Raw genomic sequence first — 21,024 nt, 5'->3', positions numbered from 1 at the left:
GGCGGCCGGCGCGCCGAAGTCGCTGTCTAAAATTTAATCAATGAAACTAAAGTGTTTTAAATCAAGGGGATAGCATGTGATTTTTGGCCTTGCGCACAATCTTATCCACATAATATGTGCAGAAGTGCACAGTTGTACACGTGCTTAGTAGAAAGTAACCGGCGGTGGCTGAGTGCCGCTGGCTGCCTGTTTTTTAATCTTTGGTGTTTTAGTCTTATAAATCATGGACTTAACATGCAAACTTTGAGCTTGCGCACAATTTTGTCCACAGTTTTTGTGCAGAATGAAGAAGTTGTTCAAAAACGGCTGAGGAAAGCTGGGTTTTCATATCAAGAACCATACAAAAACAGGCTATTCTCGCCATATGCGAAATTTTTGCGCACGGCAAAAAAGTGCTTACGAATCAAAGACTTTGCTGTTCATCAATGTCCTTGCTAACAATCTTATCAACAGAATATGGGGAGAAGTGTGGACAGTTGTTTCCGCGCGGCCGGGCTGGGCGCTGCGATATTTTTACGCATGGCAAGTTTTTTCTTACGGATCAAGGACTTAATGCGAACTGGGATGCCTTGCTAACAATCTTGTCCACAGAAAATGTGCAGAATGGCGGATAAGTCAGGGCAAGGCGTGGCACTTGCCGATCAGGCCCCAACAAGATACATTGCGCGTCTAGGCATTCCTGCCTGCAGCCCCCAACACAGGAGTTCGTTTTGCTCGCCATTATCCAAGCAGCAGGCTGGCCCATCTGGCCTTTGTTGATCGCCTCCATCGTCGCCACCGCCCTCATCATTGAACGCCTGCTGTTCCTGCGCCGCGCCAAGATCATTCCGCGCCAGCTGCTGGACGAAGTGGTGGGCGTCTACCGCAGCGGCAACGTCACGCCGGACGTGATCCAGAAACTGGAACAGAGCTCGCCGCTGGGCGTGGTGCTGTCGGCCGCGCTGCGCAACATCGAGTCGCCGCGCGAAGTGATGAAGGAAACCATAGAAGAAGCCGGCAGCGGCGTGGCCCACATGCTGGACCGCTTCCTGACCACGCTGGGCACGATCGCCACGCTGGCCCCGCTGATGGGCTTGTTCGGCACGGTGGTCGGCATGATCGAGATTTTCGGCGCGCAGAACGCCACCGGCACCAATCCGGCGCAGCTGGCGCACGGCATCTCGGTGGCGCTGTACAACACCGGCTTCGGCCTGGCCATCGCCATGCCCACGCTGGTGTTCTACCGCCACTTCCGCGCGCTGGTGGACAGCTTCATCATCGAGATGGAGCAGCAGGCGGTCAAATTTGTCGACGTGGTCCACTGCTCGCGGAAAACCTGACCATGGCCATGAACTTCCGCCGCGGCCAGCACCGGGAAGACCCGGAGATCAACCTGATCCCCTTCATCGACGTGCTGCTGGTGATACTGATCTTCCTGATGGTGACGACCACCTACAGCAAGTTCACCGAGCTGCAGATCACGCTGCCGACGGCCGAGGCCGAGAAGGCGCACGAGCGGCCCAACGAAATCAACGTGACGGTGGACGCCAAGGGCAACTATACGGTGAACAACGTGCCGGTGTCGTTCCAGAACGTGGCCGGGTTGGCCGAGTCGCTGAAGAGCGCGGCCAAGGACGCCAAATCGCCGGTGGTCATCATCAATGCCGACCAGTTCGCCATGCACCAGATGGTCATCAACGTCATGGAAGCCGCGCGCCTGGCCGGCTACGACAAGCTCACCTTCGCCGCCCAGACCGGCACCGCCAAATAAGAATCTGTGTCCCAGGCGGCCTGAGCCGCATTCGGGGTCAGACCCCGAATGCGGCTCAGGCCGCCTGGGGCTGGGGCTGCTAATTGACTTTTTATGCCTAGAACTTCCTTGCTTGAATCGACGCTGACGCGCAATTGGCTGCGCAAGGGGCCGCTTGCGTGCGCGCTGTGGCCGCTGTCGCTGCTGTTTGGGGCGCTGTCCGGCTTGCGCGGGGCGCTGTTCCGCCTGGGCCTGCTGAAGTCGGAACGGTTGCCGGTGCCGGTGGTGGTGGTGGGGAATATCTTTATCGGGGGCACGGGCAAGACGCCGCTGACCATCTGGCTGGTGCAGGCTTTGCAGCAGGCGGGCTTTACGCCGGGCGTGATTTCGCGCGGCTTCGGCAGCAAGGACGGCGCGCCGCGCCAAGTCGGGCCGCGCTCGACGCCGCAGGAGGTGGGCGATGAGCCGCTGCTGATCGCCATGCGCACCGGCTGCCCGGTCATGGTGGGCCGCGACCGCGCCGCAGCGGGCAGGGCGCTGCTGGCCCTGAATCCGGCCGTCGATGTGCTGGTGGCCGATGACGGCCTGCAGCATTACAAGCTGCAGCGGGACGTGGAGATTGTGCTCTTCGACGGGCGCGGCGTGGGCAATGGCTGGCTGCTGCCGGCCGGGCCGCTGCGCGAGCCGCCGTCGCGCCGGCGCGATTTCACCGTCGTCAACACGCCCGTGCTGAGCGCCGAGCTGGCCGACAGCGTGGCGCCGCTGTCCAGCATGGCCCAGCGCGCGCTGGGCCGCGCGGCGGCCACCGGCCAGGCGTCGGTGCCGGTGCAGATGGTCTTGGCCGGCGATACCGCCGAGCGCCTGGCCGACCGCAGCGAGCGCGTGCCGCTGGCCGAGCTGGCGCGGCGCCCGCTGCGCATCGCGGCGGCGGCCGGCATCGGCAATCCGGCGCGCTTTTTCGGCATGCTGCGCGGCGCCGGGCTGGAGGTCATCGAGCTGCCTTTGCCGGACCATCATGATTTCCTCGACCGCCCCTTCGACGGCCTGGATGCGGATCTCATCCTGATGACCGAGAAGGATGCAGTAAAATGTGCCCAAATTGAAGAACTGAGGGACGACCCGCGCTTGTGGGTGGTTCCGGTGACAGCGCGCATCGATGCCGCGCTGGCCGAATACATTGTGGAGAAATGTCGTGGATGCTCGTCTGCTTGATATCCTGGTCTGCCCCGTTTGCAAGGGCCCGCTGGAGTACGATAAAAAAGCCCAGGAAATGATTTGCCGCGGCGACCGCCTGGCCTACCCGATCCGCGATGGCATCCCCATCATGTGGGCCGATGAGGCCCGTACCCTGCAGGATGCGGTGGAATAAGGACCGGTCCCGTGAGCTTCGTCGTTATTATCCCGGCGCGCCTGGCGTCGACCCGCCTGCCGAACAAGCCGCTGGCCGACCTGGGCGGCAAGCCCATGGTGGTGCGCGTGGCCGAGCGGGCCGCGCAGGCCGGCGCGGGGGCGGACACACCACGCATCATCGTCGCCACCGACCATGAGGACATCCGCGCCGCCTGCGCGCAGCACGGCGTGGAGGTGTGCATGACGCGCGCCGACCATCCTTCCGGCACCGACCGCATCGCCGAGGTGACGCGCGCGCTGAACCTGGCGCCGGACGCGGTGGTGGTCAACCTGCAGGGCGACGAGCCGCTGATCGATCCCGCGCTGCTGGCCGCCGCCGCCGCCTGCATCGGCGCCGACGTGCCGATGTCGACCTGCGCCCACCCGCTGCACGAGGCGGCGGACGCTTTCAATCCCAACGTGGTGAAGGTGGTGCTGGACAAGGCCGGCCGCGCCCTGTACTTCTCGCGCGCCACCATCCCGTGGCACCGCGACGCCTTCGCCAAGGACAAGAGCGTGCTGCCGGGCGCCGATGCCGCCTCGGGCGCGCCCTATGTGCCGCTGCGCCATATCGGCCTGTACGCCTACCGCAACGATTTCCTGCAGGCCTATCCGCAGCTGGCGGTGTCGCCGCTGGAGTCCATCGAGGCGCTGGAGCAGCTGCGCGTGCTGTGGCACGGCTATCCGATCGCGGTGCATGTGACCGACGCGGCCCCCGCCGCCGGGGTCGATACGCCGGAAGACCTGGAGCGCGTGCGCCGTCATTACGCGGCCTGAGCCGGGCCGCGAGGCGGATTGTCCACGCTTTTTTCTTTTCCTTGACTCTTTCGTGTTTTTGGCATGCCAAATCGTCCACAAACTGGCGTCAGCCGGGCGTTTTGTGGTAAGTTTCGTGACGAAGGTAGACGAAGCGTCAGCATTTCCAACCATACCACCAGATTCTTATAATCGTTTTAGGACTTTTCATGCGTCTCATTCTGTTAGGAGCACCCGGAGCCGGCAAGGGCACCCAAGCGAATTTCATCAAGGAAAAATACAACATTCCTCAGATCTCCACCGGCGACATGCTGCGCGCGGCCATCAAGGCCGGCACGGAAATGGGCCTGGCTGCAAAAAAGGTGATGGACGCTGGCCAGCTGGTATCGGATGACATCATCATCGGCCTGGTGAAAGAGCGCCTGAAAGAAGCCGATTGCGCCAATGGCTACCTGTTCGACGGCTTCCCGCGCACCATCGCGCAGGCGGACGCCATGAAGGACGCCGGCGTGAAAGTGGACTACGTGCTGGAAATCTCGGTGCCGGACGCTTCCATCATCGAGCGCATGGACGGCCGCCGCTGCCACCCCGGCTCGGGCCGCGTCTACCACGTGAAATTCAATCCGCCTAAAGTCGAAGGCAAGGACGATGTCACCGGCGAAGACCTGGTGCAGCGCGACGACGACAAGGCCGAGACCGTGAAGAAGCGCCTGGACGTGTACCACAACCAGACCGAGGTTCTGCTGGGCTACTACAACAGCTGGGCACAGTCCGGTGACAGCGTAGCGCCGAAGTACCGCAAGATTGAAGGCGTGGGCGCCGTGGAAGAAATCCGCGACCGCGCGTTCGCCGCCCTGTCGAACTAAGCTTCCCACACCCCGCAGTACCCCTCCGCAGGCGGACCCATCGGTCCGCCTCGTCGTTTCCGCCCCTCCGCAAGCTCATCAACAAGTTGTTCCAAAGTACAACAGACGGTACGCCGCCGCGCTACTACACTAGACGTGGGGATTCCGTACATCACAGGGGGCAAAAAATGAATATGAGAGACTGGAGCATAGGCCGCCGGCTGGCCTTGGGTTTCACAGTGCTGCTGGCCGGGCTGATCTTCAATACGGGCTTTGGCATCTACCGCCTGCAGGGCAGCGCCGACGCCACCCGCGCCATGATGGAAGTGCCGCTGGCCAAGGAGCGCCTGATCTCCGAGTGGTATCGCATCGTCTACGCCGGCATACGCCGCACCACCGCCATCGCCAAGAGCAGCGACACCTCGCTGGCGGGCTTCTTCGCCGAGGACATCGCGGCCTCCACCAAGCGCGCGCAGGAGCTGATCAAGCAGATCGAGCTCCTGACCACCGACGAAGATAAAAAACTGATGGCCGACCTGGTCGTGTTCCGCAAGGGTTATGTGGACTCGCGCGACGGCATCAACAAGGCCAAGGCGGCCGGCAATATGGAGGAGGCGGCCAAGCTGCTGGCAGATGTGTACCAGCCCGCCGCCAAGGGCTACGAGGCCATGCTGCAGAAGCTGCTCGAGCACCAGAACAAGCAGATCGACGACGCTGCGCGCCAGATCGACGCGGTTACCGCGCAAAGCCGCAATCTCCAGCTGGTGCTGACGGCCTTGACGGTGGCCTTCAGCGTGGCCTTCGCCTGGTGGCTGTCGACCGGCATCACGCGGCCGATGCGGGAGGCGGTGGACCTGGCCCGCCGCGTGGCCGATGGCGACCTGACCGGCGAGCCGGGCGGCGGCAACGCGCAGGGCAGCGGCCATGCCAAGGATGAAACCGGCCAGCTGCTGCTGGCGCTGGAGGACATGCACCACGGCCTGGTGCGCATCGTGAGCCAGGTGCGCAGCGGCACCGACGCCATCACGGCGGCGTCCGGCGAGATCGCCAGCGGCAACCTGGACCTGTCTTCGCGCACCGAGCAGCAGGCCAGTTCGCTGGAGGAGACCGCATCCTCGATGGAGGAGCTGACCTCGACCGTGCGCCAGAACGCGGACAATGCGCGCGAGGCCAATGCGATGGCCATGGCCGCGTCGGACGTGGCCCGCAAAGGCGGCGAGGCGGTCTCGGACGTGGTGGGCACCATGCAGTCGATCGACGAGTCTTCGCGCAAGATCGTCGATATTATCGGCGTGATCGACGGCATCGCCTTCCAGACCAATATCCTGGCGCTGAATGCGGCGGTGGAGGCGGCGCGCGCGGGCGAGCAGGGCAGGGGCTTCGCGGTGGTGGCGTCCGAGGTGCGCAACTTGGCGCAGCGCTCCGCCGCGGCGGCGCGCGACATCAAGACCCTGATCGGCGATTCGGTCGACAAGGTCGGCGCCGGAACCCGCCAGGTGGCGCAGGCTGGCGCCACGATGCAGGAGGTTGTGGCCAGCATCGAGCGCGTTACGGTCATCATGGGCGACATTACCAGTGCCAGCCAGGAGCAGAGCGCGGGCATCGACCAGGTGAACGGCGCCATCACGGAGATGGACAACGCCACCCAGCAGAATGCGGCGCTGGTGGAGCAGGCCGCCGCCGCCGCGCAGTCCATGCAGGACCAGGCCAGCGAGCTGGCGCAGGCGGTCAGCGTGTTCAAACTGGACGGCATGGCGGCGCACCGCGCGGCGCCCGCTCCGGCCGCCGCGCGCAAGCCGGCGCCCCGGCCGGCGGTGGCCAAGGCCGCCGCCAAGCCCGCCCCCAGGCCCGCCGCGCAGCTGGCCCGTCCTGCTCCTGCGGCCGGCGCCGCGCGCAAACCCGCAGCCGCAGCCGCTGCCGGCGACGATTGGGAGGAATTCTGACCGGCTGTTCACAAAATCCCCACATTGGAGAAAAATCAATTCACGTGTGAATTGCTTAATTTTCCACGTTTGCTGTAGACTCGATATCAACTTCTGTTTTAGCCCGCCAACAACCGGCGGGCGCGTCAGCGCAGTACGCAGTTCGTAAGGCTGTAGTGATCGAGCTTGATAACAAACGAAGGGGACAATATGACAGCAAGCCTTTGGTTCGCGGTAGCCTGCGGCGTGATCGCCGTGGTGTATGGTTTATGGGCGCGCAGCTGGATTTTGCGGCAGGATGCCGGCAACGCGCGCATGCAGGAAATCGCAACTGCGATCCAGGAGGGCGCCGCCGCCTACCTGGGCAGGCAATACAAGACCATCGCCATGGTCGGCATCGTACTGCTGATCGCCATCGGCGTCTTGCTGGACGTGAAAACCGCGCTCGGCTTCCTGATCGGCGCGGTGCTGTCCGGCGCTTGCGGCTTTATCGGCATGAACGTGTCCGTGCGCGCCAATGTGCGCACCGCGCAGGCCGCCACCAAGGGCATGAACGAAGCGCTCGACGTCGCCTTCCGGGGCGGCGCCATCACCGGCATGCTGGTGGTGGGCCTGGGCCTGCTGGGCGTGGTGCTGTTCTACGCGCTGCTGACCGGCCTGGCCTCCAACGGCTACCCCAATCCCACGCTGACCCCGCACGACGTGATCAAGCCGCTGATCGGCCTGGCCTTCGGCGCTTCGCTGATTTCCATCTTCGCCCGCCTGGGCGGGGGCATCTTCACCAAGGGCGCGGACGTGGGCGCCGACCTGGTGGGCAAGGTCGAAGCCGGCATCCCCGAGGATGACCCGCGCAACCCGGCCGTGATCGCCGACAACGTGGGCGACAACGTCGGCGACTGCGCCGGCATGGCGGCCGACCTGTTCGAAACCTATGTGGTGACCCTGATCGCCACCATGCTGCTGGGCGCGCTGATGATCGTCAATGCGCCGACCCAGGCCATCGTCTATCCGCTGCTGCTGGGCGCGGTGTCCATCCTGGCCTCCATCGTCGGCTGCTCCATGGTCAAGGCCAAGCCGGGCAAGAAGATCATGTCGGCGCTGTACACCGGGCTGTGGTGGGCGGCCGGCCTGTCGCTGGTGGGCTTTGCCGCCGTCACCTGGCAGGTGTGGCCGGACGACGCCATGCGCTACAGGATGATGGGCTCGACCGTGGTCGGCATCGTGCTGACCGGGTTGATGGTCTACATCACCGAGTACTACACCGGCACCGACTTCCATCCGGTGCGCCATATCGCCGAGGCGTCCACCACCGGGCACGGCACCAACATCATCGCCGGGCTGGGCGTGTCCATGAAGTCCACCGCCTATCCGGTGCTGGCCGTGTGCGCGGCCATCCTGGTGTCCTACCAGCTGTCCGGCCTGTACGGCATCGCCATCGCCGCCACCGCCATGCTGTCGATGGCCGGCATTATCGTGGCGCTGGACGCCTATGGCCCGATCACCGACAACGCCGGCGGCATCGCCGAAATGTCCGGCATGCCGGACTCGGTGCGCGCCATTACCGACCCGCTGGACGCGGTGGGCAACACCACCAAGGCTGTCACCAAGGGCTACGCCATCGGCTCGGCCGGCCTGGCCGCGCTGGTGCTGTTCGCCGACTACACGCATGCGCTGGAATCGGTGGGCAAGAGCATCACCTTCGACCTGTCCAACCCCATGGTGATAGTCGGCCTGATTATCGGCGGCCTGATACCGTACCTGTTCGGCGCCATGGCGATGGAGGCGGTGGGCCGCGCGGCGGGCGCCGTGGTGGTGGAGGTGCGGCGCCAGTTCCGCGACATCAAGGGCATCATGGACGGCACCGGCAAGCCGGAATACCACAAGGCGGTGGACATGCTGACCGCGTCGGCCATCAAGGAAATGATCGTGCCTTCGCTGCTGCCGGTGCTGGTGCCGGTGCTGGTGGGCATGCTGCTCGGTTCGGCGGCGCTGGGCGGGCTGCTGATGGGCACCATCATCACCGGCCTGTTCGTGGCCATTTCCATGACCACCGGCGGCGGCGCCTGGGACAATGCCAAGAAATACATCGAGGACGGCAATTTCGGCGGCAAGGGTTCGGACGCGCACAAGGCGGCCGTCACCGGCGACACCGTGGGCGACCCGTACAAGGACACGGCGGGACCGGCGGTCAACCCGCTGATCAAGATCATCAACATCGTTGCGCTGCTGCTGGTGCCGCTGCTGCCCGCGTCGGGCTGGCTGTCGGTCACGCCGCAAGCGCCCATGCACGCCGCCGCCCCGCTGCAAGCGCCCGCCGCCGTTGTCGCACCGCCCCCGGCTCTGCAGGCGCCCGGCACGTAGCAGCATCTCGGCCCGGCCATGGGCGCGCGCCCGTGCGCCATGGCGGGCAGGGCAGCGTTATCATGTGCCATCGCTGCGCTGCGGGAGAACGCCATGAAAACTCTGCTGTTTGCCGGGCTGCTCATATCGCAGCCCGCCTGTGCGCAGCAAGCTACAACGCCGCCGCGCGTCGTCCCCGACGCCTCCGGCGGCGAATCGGCCGCCGAAGCGTTCCGCAAGCTGCCCATCTGCTCGCTCGCCCCTGGCGGCAAGAAACTGCTGGTCGAACCGTGCCGCCCCGCGCCTTCCCGCAACTTCGCCCAGCGCCGCCATGCGGAGCAAGCCCCGCTGCCGCAGCTTGCGCGTCCGCCAGCCACCGCTAATCTGCCGGTCCCGCTCCCGCCCCCGGCCACAGTGGCGCCATCCTCCACCCGCCCCCTGGGCCCATGCGACGCCGCCGGCTGCCGCGACGCCTCCGGCACCCGCTACCAGGGCACCGGCCCGGTGGTGCTGGACCCGTCCGGCCGTCCCTGCCGCACGGATGGCCAGTGGGTGCAGTGTTGAGCTACAATTGGCATTTACGCTTACGTAAACGTAAACTTAAAACGTCAAGTATCAATTGTTCGTAAAACAACCAGCGGATAGGGGAAGACATGCAAATCAAGGACAACGTATTCATCATCACCGGCGGCGCATCGGGCCTGGGCGCCTCGACTGCGCGCATGATCGTGGACGCGGGCGGCAAGGTGGTGCTGGCCGATGTGCAGGCCGAAGCCGGCCAGGCGCTGGCTGCCGAACTGAAGGGCGTATTCGTCAAGTGCGACGTGACGTCGGAAGCGGACGGCAAGGCCGTGGTGGAAGCGGCCACCGCGCTGGGCACGCTGCGCGGCCTGGTCAACTGCGCCGGCGTGGCGCCGGCCGTGAAGACCGTGGGCAAGGACGGCCCGCATCCGCTGGACGTGTTCCAGCGCACCGTGAACATCAACCTGGTGGGCACTTTCAATATGTGCCGCCTGGCGGCGGACGCCATGGGCAAGACCGAAGCGGCCGAGCACGGCGAGCGCGGCATCATCATCAACACCGCCTCCGTGGCGGCGTATGACGGCCAGATCGGCCAGGCGGCCTACGGCGCCTCCAAGGCCGCCGTGGTGGGCCTGACGCTGCCGATGGCGCGCGACCTGTCGCGCAGCGGCATCCGCGTGATGACCATCGCCCCCGGCATCTTCGAAACCCCCATGCTGCTGGGCATGCCGGCCGAAGTGCAGGACGCGCTGGGCAAGATGGTGCCGTTCCCGCCGCGCCTGGGCAAGCCGTCCGAATACGCCATGCTTGCCAAGTCCATCATCGAAAACGTGATGCTGAACGGCGAAACCATCCGCCTGGACGGTGCTATCAGGATGCAACCGAAATAAACTTGCTGTAGGATGCGAAAGTCATCGGGCGCGCAGCCTTGGTTGCGCGCCCGATTTATTTTTGGAGCTTACATGATCAAGTTGCATGCGCTGGCATTGGCCGCACTGTTGGCCGCACAATCGGCATCCACCGCTTACGCCCAGGACAGCGCCCAGCGCGCGCCTGAAATCGCCACCGGCTACACCGAAAAGACCGGCGTCGTCGCTGAAAAATACATGGTGGCCTCGGCCAACCCGCACGCCTCCGCTGCGGGCTACGACATGCTCAAGCAGGGCGGCAGCGCGATCGACGCAGCCATCGCCACCCAGCTGGTGCTCACGCTGGTCGAGCCGCAGTCCTCGGGCATAGGCGGCGGGGCGTTCGTGATGCACTTCGACGGCAAGCGCGTGCAGGCTTACGACGGCCGCGAAACCGCGCCTTCGGCCGCCACCGAAAAACTGTTCCAGGACGCGAACGGCAAGCCGCTCTCGCGTGAAGCGGGCGTGGTCGGCGGCCGCTCCACCGGCGCGCCCGGCGTGCTGCGCATGCTGGAACTGGCGCACAAGGAGCACGGCAAGCTGCCCTGGGCCACGCTGTTCGGCCCCGCCATCAAGCTGGCGGAAAACGGCTTTGCCGTCAGCCCGCGCCTGAACGGCCTGCTGACCTGGGACAAATACATCGCCCGCGACCCGGTGGCCGCCGCTTATTTCTACGGTCCTGACAAGAAGCCCTGGCCGGTCGGCCACGTGCTGAAGAACCCCGAGCTGGCGCGCACCCTGCGCGAAGTGGCCAAGGGCGGCGCGGACGCGTTCTACAAGGGCCGCATCGCCGGCGACATCGCCGCCAAGGTGGCCTCGCACCCGAGCAACCCCGGCCTGCTGACGGCGGCCGACATCGGCGCCTACCAGGCCAAGCGGCGCGACCCGGTCTGTTCCGACTACAAAACCTGGACCGTGTGCGGCATGCCGCCGCCGTCCTCCGGCGGCATCGCCATCGCGCAGATGCTGGGCGTGCTCGAGACCAAGGGCATCGAGCGCTACGCGCCGGTGAACGGCCAGCTGGGCGTGGAGGCCATCCACCTGTTCTCGGAAGCGGGCCGCCTGGCCTACGCCGACCGCGCGCGCTACGTGGCCGACACCGACTTCGTGCCGCTGCCCGGCAAAGGCGCGGCGGCGCTGCTGGACAAGCACTACCTGCAGCAGCGCGCCTCCTTGATCGGCGAGCGCTCCATGGGCAGCGCGCGCTTCGGCGTGCCGGAGACCGTGAACGTGGCCTGGGGCGCGGACAACGCCATCGAAAGCCCGGCCACCTCCCACCTCTCGGTGGCGGACGCCTATGGCAACGTGATCTCCATGACCACCTCGGTGGAAGACGCCTTCGGCTCGCGCCAGATGGTGGACGGCTTCATCCTGAACAACCAGCTGACCGACTTCTCCTTCGATTCGGTGGACGAGAACGGCCCCATCGCCAACCGCGTCCAGCCGGGCAAGCGCCCGCGCAGCGCCATGTCGCCCACGCTGGTGTTCGACAAGGCCACCGGCAAGCTGGTGCTGTCGACCGGCTCGCCGGGCGGCTCGGCCATCATCAACTACGTGGCCAAGGTGCTGGTCGGCACGCTGGACTGGAAGCTGGACGTGCAGCAGGCCATCAGCCTGCCCAATTTCGGCAGCCGCAACGGCCCCACCGAGCTGGAAGCGGCGCGCGTGGCACCGGCCGTGGTGGAGGCGCTCAAGGCGCGCGGCCACGAAGTGCGCCAGTATGAGCAGAACTCCGGCCTGCAGGGCATCATGCGCATCACGCGCAACGGCAAGGAAGTGTGGTTTGGCGGCGCCGATCCGCGCCGCGAGGGCGTTGTGCGCGGCGACTGACCCTGCTACTCTTGTCAGATGGGAATGAAAAAGAAAACAGGTCTGGTCCTTTCCGGCGGCGGCGCGCGCGCCGCCTACCAGGTGGGCGTGCTGCAAGCGATCAACGAGATCCTGTGGGAAGAAGGCTGGCCGCCTTCGCGCAATCCGTTCCACATCATCTGCGGCACCTCGGCCGGCGCCATCAACGCCACGGCGCTGGCCTGCCGCGCCGACAATTTCAGCGAGGGCGTGCAGAAGCTGCTCGACGTGTGGCAGAACTTCTCGGTGGAGCAGGTCTACCGCGCCGACTCGCTGGGCGTGATCCGTTCCGGCGCGCGCTGGCTGTCGCTGCTGTCCTTCGGCTGGCTGCTGCGCAAATGGCGCGCCGCGCCGCCGCGCTCCCTGCTCGACAACACCCCGCTGGTCAGCCTGCTGCACCGCATGCTGGACCTGCCGCGCCTGGACACGGTGCTGCAGGAGGGCCTGCTGCACGCGCTGGCCGTCACCGCCTCGTCCTACACCGGCGGCCAGCACGTCACCTTCTTCCAGACCGCCGCCGAGATCGCGCCGTGGATACGCACCCAGCGCATCGCCATGCAGGACCAGATCGGCGTGGAGCACTTGCTGGCCTCGTCGGCCATCCCCTTCATCTTCCCGGCCACGCCGCTCTACCTGGGCGGCCAGCACGAATACTGCGGCGACGGCTCCATGCGCCAGCTCGCGCCCATCTCGCCGGCCATCCACCTGGGCGCCGACAAGGTGCTGGTGATCGGCGCGGGGCGCTTGTCCGAGCCGGTGCAGCAGCGCAGCGAGACCGCGCGCTACCCCAGCCTGGCGCAGATCGCCGGCCATGCTCTGTCCTCGATTTTCCTCGACAGCCTGGCGGTGGACATCGAGCGCCTGGAGCGCATCAACAAGACCCTGTCGCTGCTGCCGCCGGAGTACCTGTCGCAAACGCCGCTCAAGCCGGTCGAGCTGCTGGTGATCGCGCCGTCCGAGCGGCTGGACGATATCGCCAGCCGCCATATCGGCAGCCTGCCGGCGCCGATACGCACCATGCTGTCCGGCATAGGCGCGACCGAAACGCGCGGCTCCTCGCTCGCATCCTACCTGCTGTTTGAATCGACCTACACCTGCGAGCTGATCCGCCTGGGGCAGCGCGACACGCATGCGCGCAAGGCCGACGTGCTGGCCTTCTTCAATAGCTAGGACCCGCTAGTGCAGCCTTTGCGCCGTCTTCTCTGCCTGTTAGCGATGCAGGCCGCCATGCTGGCCGGCGGCCTGCTGCCGCAGGCGCAGGCTGCCGCGCCGCCGCGCACGCTGCGCTTCGAGCAGCTGGACGTGCAGGACGGCCTGGCGCAGGAGTCGGTGCTGGCGGTGGCCCAGGACCAGCAGGGCTTCATGTGGTTCGGCAGCCAGGCCGGCTTGAGCCGCTACGACGGCGCGCGCATCCTGACCTATCGCAACGCGGTGTCCGACCCGCGCAGCCTGGCCGACAACTGGGTGCGCGTGCTGCACGTGGACCGCGCCGGCCGCATGTGGATAGGCACCGATGGAGGGCTGGACCGCTACGAGCCGCTCACGCAAAGCTTCACCCACTTTCCGCCCAGCGAGCCGGCCAAGCGCGGCAACGGCAACCGCCACGTGCGCGCCATCGTCGACGACGGCAGCGGCGGGCTGTGGATAGGCACCTCGGACGGCCTGCAGCATTTCGACCCGGCCAGCGGCCGCTACACCTACTGGCACCACGACGCCGAGCTGCCGGGCAGCCTGGGCAGCGACCAGGTGAACGCGCTGGCGCGCGACGCCGCCGGCCGGCTGTGGGTGGGCACGGCGGCGGGGCTGGACCTGCTGGAGCCGGGCGCGCAGGCCTTCCGCCACTTCAAGGTGGAGGCGGCGCCGGACACGCGCTTCGAGGCCGTGCTGTCGCTGTTCGCGGACAAGAACCATGTGCTGTGGATAGGCACCATGGCCGGCATCGAGCAATGGAAGCTGGCCAAGGGCGGCGAGGCGCCGCAGCGCCGGCGCCTGGGAGAGAAGCAGGGCCTGAAGCCGGGCGTGGTGACGGTGATCTACCAGGATGTCGAGGGCACGCTGTGGGCCGGCAGCCAGACCGAGGGCCTGTTCCGCTGGCGCCCGGCCGAGGACCGCTTCGTGCAGTACCGGCACCAGGTCTCCGATCCGCACAGCCTGGCGGACAACTACGTGTCGGCGCTGTTCCGCGACCGCCTGGGCACCATGTGGGTGGGCACCTGGTACAGCGGCGTGAGCCGGGTGGACCTGGGCAGCGGCGGCTTCGCGCGCCTGGTGCACGACGCCGAGCGTCCGCGCTCGCTGAGCGACAACAAGGTGCGCGCCATTGTCGATGCCGGCGGCGGCAAGCTCTGGCTGGGCAACAACGACGGCCTGACCTTGTACGACCCGATCAGCGGCGAGGGCCAGGTGTTCCGCGACCCGGCGCCCGACTTTGCCGACGTGCGCGACCCGCAGGTGATCTCGCTGTGGAAGGAGAAGAACGGCGCCACGCTGTGGGTGGGCGGACGCAACGGCCTGCGCCGCTTCGACACGGCCACGCACCGCTACCAGCGCGTGCGCGCCTGGCACAGCGATCCCGATGGCGACAATGTGCGCAACATCGTGGGCGACCGCAGCGGCATGCTGTGGGTGGCCACGCGCGGCGGCCTGCACCGCTACGATCCGAAGACCGGCGCCAGCCATACCTACCGCCACGACCCGGCCGACAGCAACAGCCTGGCCGACAACGTGGTGCGCCCGATACTGGAGGACAGGCGCGGCGCGCTGTGGGTGGGCACCTTCAACGGCCTGGACCTGCTGGACCGCCAGAGCGGCCGCTTCCGCCACTTCCACCACGACCCCAAGGATCCCGCCTCGCTCAGCCACGACGAGGTGCACTACCTGTTCGAAGACAAGCAGGGCGTGATCTGGGTCGGCACGGCGGCGGGCCTGAACCGCATGGACGTGGGCGCCGACGGCACGGTGCGTTTCAAGCGCTACCAGCGCAAGGACGGCATGGCCGACGACGCCGTGGCCGGCATCTTGGACGACGAGCAGGGCCACCTGTGGCTGAGCACCAATACCGGCATCACGCGGCTGTCCATCCCGGGCGGCGAGGTGCGCAACTACGCCGGCGCCGACGGCACCATCGAAGGCGCCTACTTCGACGGCGCGGCGCTGCGCACGGCCGACGGCACCATGTATTTCGGCGGCTTCAACGGCGTGACCGCCTTTGCGCCGGGCGAGATCCGCGAGAACAGCGTGGCGCCCACGGTGGCCATTACCGATTTCCAGATCTTCAACAAGTCGGTCAAGGCCGGCCAGGACGGCGAGCGCAGCGTGCTCAGAAGCGCCATCGAGCACACCGCCGCGCTCACGCTGCGCGAGGAGGATTCGGTGTTCTCGCTGGAGTTCGCCGCGCTGCACTACGCCGCGCCGCAGCGCAACCGCTACGCCTACCAGCTGCAGGGCTTCGACCACGACTGGGTGGTGACGGACGCCGGCAAGCGCTTCGCCACCTACACCAACCTCGATCCGGGCCGCTATGTGTTCCGCGTGAAGGCGGCCAACAAGGACGGCATCTGGAACGACAACGCGGCCACGCTGGAGATCACCATCCTGCCGCCGCTGTGGAAAACCTGGTGGTTCCGCGGCGGCGTGGCGCTGCTGCTGCTGGGCAGCGCCTACGGCGTGTACCGCGTGCGCATGCGCCAGCTACGCGGCCAGAAGACCCGCCTGGAGCAGCAGGTGGGCTTGCGCACGGCCGAGGTGGAGCTGAAGAACCAGCTGCTGCAGCAGCAGAAGATGGAGCTGGAGAAGCGCCGCCTGGAGGCGGAGGCGCAGCGCGCCGAGGCCGAGCAGCGCCATATGGACGCGGAGCGCCAGCGCCAGGAAGTGGAGCTGCAGAAGGAGGCGGTGGAGCAGGCGCACCGCAATATTTCGGTGCTGAGCGAGATCGGGCGCGAAATGAGCGCCACGCTGGACATCGAGAAGGCCATGCGCACGCTGTACCGCCACGTGCGCCACCTGATGGACGCGCACATGTTCGGCATCGGCTTCTACCGCGAGGAGGAGGGCGTGCTGGAGTTCCCGTTCTCGATGGAGCGCGGCGTGCGCAGCCTGCCGTACAGCCGCAAGGTGGACGACCCGGACCAGCTGGCGGTGTGGTGCCTGCGGCACCGGCACGACATCTTCATCAACGACTTCTTCGCCGAATACGGCCGCTACATGGGGCCGGCCGGGCTGGAGAAGCTCAAGCCGGTGCTGCTGGCCGACGGCAGCGAGCCCGATTACGCCCAGTCCATGCTGTACACGCCGCTGATCGTCAACGACCGCGTGGTGGGCGTGCTGTCGGTGCAGAGCAGGGAAACCCACGCCTACCGCCAGGTGCACCTGGACATGCTGCAAACGCTGGCCGCGCACGCCGCCGTGAGCCTGGACAACGCGCTGGCCTACCAGCGCCTGGAGGAGACGCTGCAGGAACTGCGCGAGACGCAGGTGGAGCTGATGCAGCAGCAGGCCAAGGTAAGGCTGCACACCGAGGAGCTGGCGCTGGCCAACCGCGCCTTGCAGGACAACGAGGAGCGCCTGCGCTACGCCAAGCAGAAGGCGGAAGACGCCACCCGCCAGAAGTCCGAATTCCTGGCCAATATGAGCCACGAGATGCGCACCCCGCTGGCCGGCGTGATCGGCATGCAGGGCTTCGCGCTGCGCGACGCCACGCTGCAGGATGTGACGCGCGAGCAGATCGAACGGGCGCAGGTCAACGCGCAGGCGCTGCTGGGCATCATCAACGACCTGCTGGACTTTTCCAAGATAGAAGCGGGCAAGCTGAGTATCGAGAATATCGACTTCGCGCTGGCCGGCATGGTGCAGAACGTGGCCGCGCTGTTCGACGAGCAGGCCGCCGCCTACAGCGTGGGCTTCTCGGTGGAGCTGGACGAGAACCTGCCGGTGTACGTGCTGGGCGACCCGACCCGCTTGCGCCAGGTGCTGGTCAACCTGGTGGGCAACGCCTTCAAGTTCACCCAGCGCGGGGAGGTGCGGCTGCGCGTGGAGCGCCTGCCCGCGCCCCTGCCTGCGCTGGCGCGCCCGGGCGACAACCTGATCCGCTTCACGGTGGAGGACACCGGCATCGGCATCCCGGCCGACGCCATGCCGCGCCTGTTCCAGAAGTTCGAACAGGCCGACACCACCACCACGCGCCGCTACGGCGGCACCGGCCTGGGGCTGGCCATCTGCCGCCAGCTGGTGGAGCTGATGGGCGGCGAAATCAGCGTGGCCAGCACGCCCGGCGTTGGCAGCGTGTTCACCTTCGAGCTGCCGCTGGCCGACGGCGTGGCGCCGCCCACGGTGGTGCACATGCCGCGCGAGCCGCACAGCCACCAGCTCAAGGTGCTGTGCGCCGAGGACTATCCCACCAACCAGATCATCATCCGCATGATGCTGGAGGAGCTGGGCCACAAGGTGGACGTGGCGGCCAACGGCCTGCTGGCGGTGGCCGCCTGCGCGCGCACCCGCTACGACCTGATACTGATGGACGGCCGCATGCCGGAGATGGACGGCCCCACCGCCACCCGCCTGATACGCGAGGGCGGCCCGGACGGCGCGCCGGTGCGCGACCAGGAGCTGATGATCATCGCGCTGACCGCCAACGCCAGCGAGGAGGACCGCAGCCGCTACCTGGCGGCCGGCATGGACGACTTCCTGACCAAGCCTATCGACGAGGCGGCGCTGCACTACCAGCTGAGCCGCGCCATCGAGCGCCAGCTGCAGCGCGGCATCGTGCTGCAGCGCATGGGGCCGCGCGCGCCCAGCATCGATGAACTGGACGCCATGTTCGGCGTGCCCTCCGCGCCGGTGGCGCCGTCCGCCGCCGCCGCGCATGGCCCGCGCGGGCATGACGACGATCCTTTGAAAGCGCGTCTGCGCGCCGCCTTCCTGGCCGACCTGCCGGCGCGCCTGGCCGACCTGGACGAGTCCATCGCCCACGGCGACAGCGACGGCGCGGCGCGCCTGTTCCATGGCATGAAGGGCAGCGCGGCCTACCTGGACGAACCGGAACTGCGCGATCTGTGCGGCGAACTGGAAGAGCACGCCGACCGCGCCGCGTGGGAAGAAATCGCCTTGCGCATGCCGCGCCTGCGTGTCCTGCTGGCGGCGACGGCCGGCATGGGCGGCATGGCGCAAGCGGACTGACAGCGAACCGCTTATCGGTTATATTGACGTTAGTGCCACAGAACGGCGACAACTGACTGACAGCACGTATCTGCAAGGGGTACGGCAGGGCACTGGAGACCTACATGAAAGTTTTGGTAGTGGATGACGATGTGGTGTCGCGCATGGTGCTGATGCACCTGATCGACAGCTGCGGGAAATTCGACATCGTGGAAGCGGAAGACGGCGCGGACGCCTGGCAGCAGCTGGAAGACGGCTTGCGGCCTGCCATCGTCTTTTGCGACTTGCGCATGCCGCGCCTGTCCGGCATGGAGCTGCTGCAGCGCGTCAAGGGCAGCCACGTGCTGAACGCCGTGCCCTTCGTGCTGGTGTCCTCGGCCACCGACAAGGAGACCGTGCAGCAGGCCACCAAGGCCGGCGCGGCCGGCTACATCGTCAAGCCCTTCCAGGCCGACCAGGTGCGCATCCACCTCACCGCCTTCCTCGACCAGGCCGCCAGCGGCTACGAGCACGAGGCCGAAACGCCGTCCGCCACGCAGCTGCGCCTTGGCATCAACGCCGACCGCCTGCTGGTCTACCTGACCGGTTTCCAGAACCAGCTCACCGTGGCCAGCGGCGAACTGGACGCGCTGTTCGCGCGCGGCGAGCAGCAGGAGGCGCAAGCCCGCATCGACCGTTTGCACGCCGGCTGCGTCACGCTGGGCCTGCACGGCGCGGCGGCGGCGCTGAAAAGTTTCGCCCCCGGCTTCCTGTCCAGCGACGCGGTGCAGGCCGTGCTGTCGGACGTCATCCGCGCGGTGATCCACCAGTCCGCGCTGGTGCGCAAATCCATAGGCGGCAGCAACTGAAATCTGCTTGTGGCCGAAATGGTTTAGGTTTAAATTAAGCCGTCAGGCTGACTTGAACCGACCATCTATCCAGGGCGACCATGAACAGACCCAATGCCGCACCCTTACCGGGGTTGAGCGACAGCGCACACGAAGACCCCTTCACGCGCATGAATCTACCAGCAGCGGACCTGTGGCCCGAGCTGCGCTTCGACCTTCCCGAACTCCAATATCCCGAGCGCCTGAACTGCGTGGCGCAACTGCTGGACCGCGCCGTGGCGGCGGGGCAGGGCGGCCGCACCGCCATCCACTACGCGCACGGCGGCGCGCACCGCAATTGGACCTATGCGCATCTGCTGGAGCAGGTGGACCGCATCGCCCACGTGCTGCGCGGCCCCATGGGGCTGAAGACCGGCAACCGCGTGCTGCTGCGCGGCGCCAACAATCCCATGATGGCGGCCGCCGTGCTGGCGGTGCTGAAGGCCGGGCTGGTGGCCGTGCCCACCATGCCGCTGCTGCGTGCGCGCGAGCTGGGCGCCATCATGGCCAAGGCCCAGGTGGACGCGGTGCTGTGCGCCGCAAGCCTGCGCGCGGAACTGGAGGCGGCCGAAGGCCTGCCCGCCAAACTGCTGTGGTTCGGCGCGGAGGCGGAGGACCTTGCGTTGGGCGATACATCGCTCGAAGCGCAGATGGCGCGCCAGCCCGCCGCCTTTGCCGCCTGCGATACCGCTGCGGACGACGTCTGCCTGATCAGCTTCACCTCCGGCACCACCGGCGTCCCCAAGGGCACCATGCATTTCCACCGCGACGTGCTGGCCATTTGCGACTGCTTCCCGCGCTCGGTGCTGCGTTCGGAGCCGGACGACATCTTCATCGGCACGCCGCCGCTGGCCTTTACCTTCGGCCTGGGCGGCCTGCTGCTGTTTCCCCTGCGCGTGGGCGCGGCCACCGTGCTGCTGGAAAAACTCACGCCCGAAACGCTGCTGCAGGCCATCCAGCAATACCGCGCCACGGTGTGCTTCACCGCGCCCACCTTTTACCGCCAGATGGCGCCGCTGGCCGCGAAGTACGACATCGCCAGCCTGGGAAAATCCGTGTCGGCGGGCGAGGCGCTGCCGCTGGCCACGCGTGTAGCCTGGCAGCAGGCCACCGGCCTGCGCATGATAGACGGCATAGGCGCCACCGAAATGCTGCACATCTTTATCTCGGCGGCGGACGGCGACATCCGTCCCGGCGCCACCGGCAAACCGGTGCCCGGCTACCAGGCCTGCATCCTGGACCGCGACGGCAATCCGGTCGGCCCGGGCGTGGTCGGGCGGCTGGCCGTGAAAGGCCCGACCGGCTGCCGCTACCTGGCCGATGAACGCCAGCGCGACTATGTCCACCAGGGTTGGAACCTCACCGGCGACGCCTATGAAATGGACGCCGACGGCTATTTCTTCTACCGCTCGCGTACCGACGACATGATCATCTCGGCCGGCTACAACATCGCCGGCCCCGAGGTGGAGGACGCGCTGCTGCGCCACCCTGCGGTGGCCGAATGCGGCGTGGTCGGCACGCCGGACGAGGAGCGCGGCCAGGTCGTCGAAGCCCACGTCGTGCTGAAACCCGGCTATGATGCGTCGCCGCAGCTGGCGGCCGAATTGCAGGAGTTTGTGAAGGGCCAGATCGCGCCTTACAAATACCCGCGCACCATCCGTTTCCTGGCCGCGTTGCCGCGCACCGAAACCGGCAAGCTGCAGCGCTTCAAACTGCGGACCAGTGCAAATAAATAAGCAAGGAAGA

The 21,024-nt window shown here is 66.8% G+C and carries 15 protein-coding genes; all 15 read left to right on the top strand.

All coding sequences use genetic code 11. The features are described 5' to 3' along the window. The first annotated feature begins 710 nt into the window (after window positions 1-710). Window positions 711-1,319, top strand: coding sequence for a MotA/TolQ/ExbB proton channel family protein (locus AC07S4_RS05785; protein ID WP_494985736.1), 609 nt, complete (start codon window positions 711-713; stop codon window positions 1,317-1,319). Between the two features lie 8 nt (window positions 1,320-1,327). Further along, window positions 1,328-1,750 (top strand): ExbD/TolR family protein, encoded by a 423-nt coding sequence (locus AC07S4_RS05780; protein ID WP_161071783.1) that lies wholly within the window; start codon window positions 1,328-1,330, stop codon window positions 1,748-1,750. A gap of 93 nt (window positions 1,751-1,843) precedes the next feature. After that, window positions 1,844-2,941, top strand: coding sequence for a tetraacyldisaccharide 4'-kinase (gene lpxK, locus AC07S4_RS05775; protein ID WP_494985735.1), 1,098 nt, complete (start codon window positions 1,844-1,846; stop codon window positions 2,939-2,941). After that, complete coding sequence (locus AC07S4_RS05770) at window positions 2,922-3,098, top strand: Trm112 family protein (protein ID WP_082219489.1); 177 nt, start codon at window positions 2,922-2,924, stop codon at window positions 3,096-3,098. The genes lpxK and AC07S4_RS05770 overlap by 20 nt, the downstream gene beginning before the upstream one ends. 11 nt (window positions 3,099-3,109) lie before the next feature. After that, complete coding sequence (gene kdsB, locus AC07S4_RS05765; protein ID WP_494985734.1) at window positions 3,110-3,895, top strand: 3-deoxy-manno-octulosonate cytidylyltransferase; 786 nt, start codon at window positions 3,110-3,112, stop codon at window positions 3,893-3,895. 188 nt (window positions 3,896-4,083) lie between these two features. Continuing rightward, window positions 4,084-4,740, top strand: coding sequence for an adenylate kinase (gene adk, locus AC07S4_RS05760; protein ID WP_494985733.1), 657 nt, complete (start codon window positions 4,084-4,086; stop codon window positions 4,738-4,740). Window positions 4,741-4,907: 167 nt separating this feature from the next. After that, window positions 4,908-6,662, top strand: a complete 1,755-nt coding sequence (locus AC07S4_RS05755; protein WP_494985732.1) for a methyl-accepting chemotaxis protein — start codon at window positions 4,908-4,910, stop codon at window positions 6,660-6,662. 189 nt (window positions 6,663-6,851) lie between these two features. Beyond that, entirely contained in the window at window positions 6,852-9,002 is a 2,151-nt protein-coding gene (locus AC07S4_RS05750; RefSeq protein WP_494985731.1) for a sodium-translocating pyrophosphatase, read from the top strand. Between the two features lie 93 nt (window positions 9,003-9,095). Next, window positions 9,096-9,545, top strand: coding sequence for a hypothetical protein (locus tag AC07S4_RS05745; protein ID WP_494985730.1), 450 nt, complete (start codon window positions 9,096-9,098; stop codon window positions 9,543-9,545). Between the two features lie 89 nt (window positions 9,546-9,634). Then, on the top strand, window positions 9,635-10,393 hold the full coding sequence (locus AC07S4_RS05740; RefSeq protein WP_494985729.1) for a 3-hydroxyacyl-CoA dehydrogenase: 759 nt from the start codon (window positions 9,635-9,637) through the stop codon (window positions 10,391-10,393). Window positions 10,394-10,465: 72 nt separating this feature from the next. Further along, window positions 10,466-12,241 (top strand): gamma-glutamyltransferase, encoded by a 1,776-nt coding sequence (gene ggt / locus AC07S4_RS05735; protein WP_494985728.1) that lies wholly within the window; start codon window positions 10,466-10,468, stop codon window positions 12,239-12,241. A gap of 18 nt (window positions 12,242-12,259) precedes the next feature. After that, window positions 12,260-13,429: a patatin-like phospholipase family protein gene (locus AC07S4_RS05730; RefSeq protein ID WP_494985727.1), complete on the top strand. Its 1,170-nt coding sequence runs from the start codon at window positions 12,260-12,262 to the stop codon at window positions 13,427-13,429. Between the two features lie 18 nt (window positions 13,430-13,447). Further along, window positions 13,448-18,433, top strand: coding sequence for a two-component regulator propeller domain-containing protein (locus AC07S4_RS05725; RefSeq protein ID WP_494985726.1), 4,986 nt, complete (start codon window positions 13,448-13,450; stop codon window positions 18,431-18,433). Window positions 18,434-18,537: 104 nt separating this feature from the next. Beyond that, window positions 18,538-19,260, top strand: coding sequence for a response regulator (locus AC07S4_RS05720; protein WP_494985725.1), 723 nt, complete (start codon window positions 18,538-18,540; stop codon window positions 19,258-19,260). Window positions 19,261-19,409: 149 nt separating this feature from the next. Further along, entirely contained in the window at window positions 19,410-21,014 is a 1,605-nt protein-coding gene (locus AC07S4_RS05715; protein WP_494985724.1) for an AMP-binding protein, read from the top strand. Window positions 21,015-21,024: the final 10 nt, after the last annotated feature.

The sequence above is a fragment of the Pseudoduganella sp. GW821-FHT05F09 genome, from assembly GCF_059419605.1.
This window is presented reverse-complemented; position numbering and strand designations above follow the sequence as displayed.

Coding starts and splice junctions, on each gene's coding strand:
- AC07S4_RS05780 (WP_161071783.1), top strand. CDS start 1,328: ATGAACTTCCGCCGCGGCCAGCACCGGGAAGACCCGGAGATCAACCTG.
- lpxK (WP_494985735.1), top strand. CDS start 1,844: ATGCCTAGAACTTCCTTGCTTGAATCGACGCTGACGCGCAATTGGCTG.
- adk (WP_494985733.1), top strand. CDS start 4,084: ATGCGTCTCATTCTGTTAGGAGCACCCGGAGCCGGCAAGGGCACCCAA.
- AC07S4_RS05755 (WP_494985732.1), top strand. CDS start 4,908: ATGAATATGAGAGACTGGAGCATAGGCCGCCGGCTGGCCTTGGGTTTC.
- AC07S4_RS05750 (WP_494985731.1), top strand. CDS start 6,852: ATGACAGCAAGCCTTTGGTTCGCGGTAGCCTGCGGCGTGATCGCCGTG.
- AC07S4_RS05745 (WP_494985730.1), top strand. CDS start 9,096: ATGAAAACTCTGCTGTTTGCCGGGCTGCTCATATCGCAGCCCGCCTGT.
- AC07S4_RS05740 (WP_494985729.1), top strand. CDS start 9,635: ATGCAAATCAAGGACAACGTATTCATCATCACCGGCGGCGCATCGGGC.
- ggt (WP_494985728.1), top strand. CDS start 10,466: ATGATCAAGTTGCATGCGCTGGCATTGGCCGCACTGTTGGCCGCACAA.
- AC07S4_RS05730 (WP_494985727.1), top strand. CDS start 12,260: ATGGGAATGAAAAAGAAAACAGGTCTGGTCCTTTCCGGCGGCGGCGCG.
- AC07S4_RS05720 (WP_494985725.1), top strand. CDS start 18,538: ATGAAAGTTTTGGTAGTGGATGACGATGTGGTGTCGCGCATGGTGCTG.
- AC07S4_RS05715 (WP_494985724.1), top strand. CDS start 19,410: ATGAATCTACCAGCAGCGGACCTGTGGCCCGAGCTGCGCTTCGACCTT.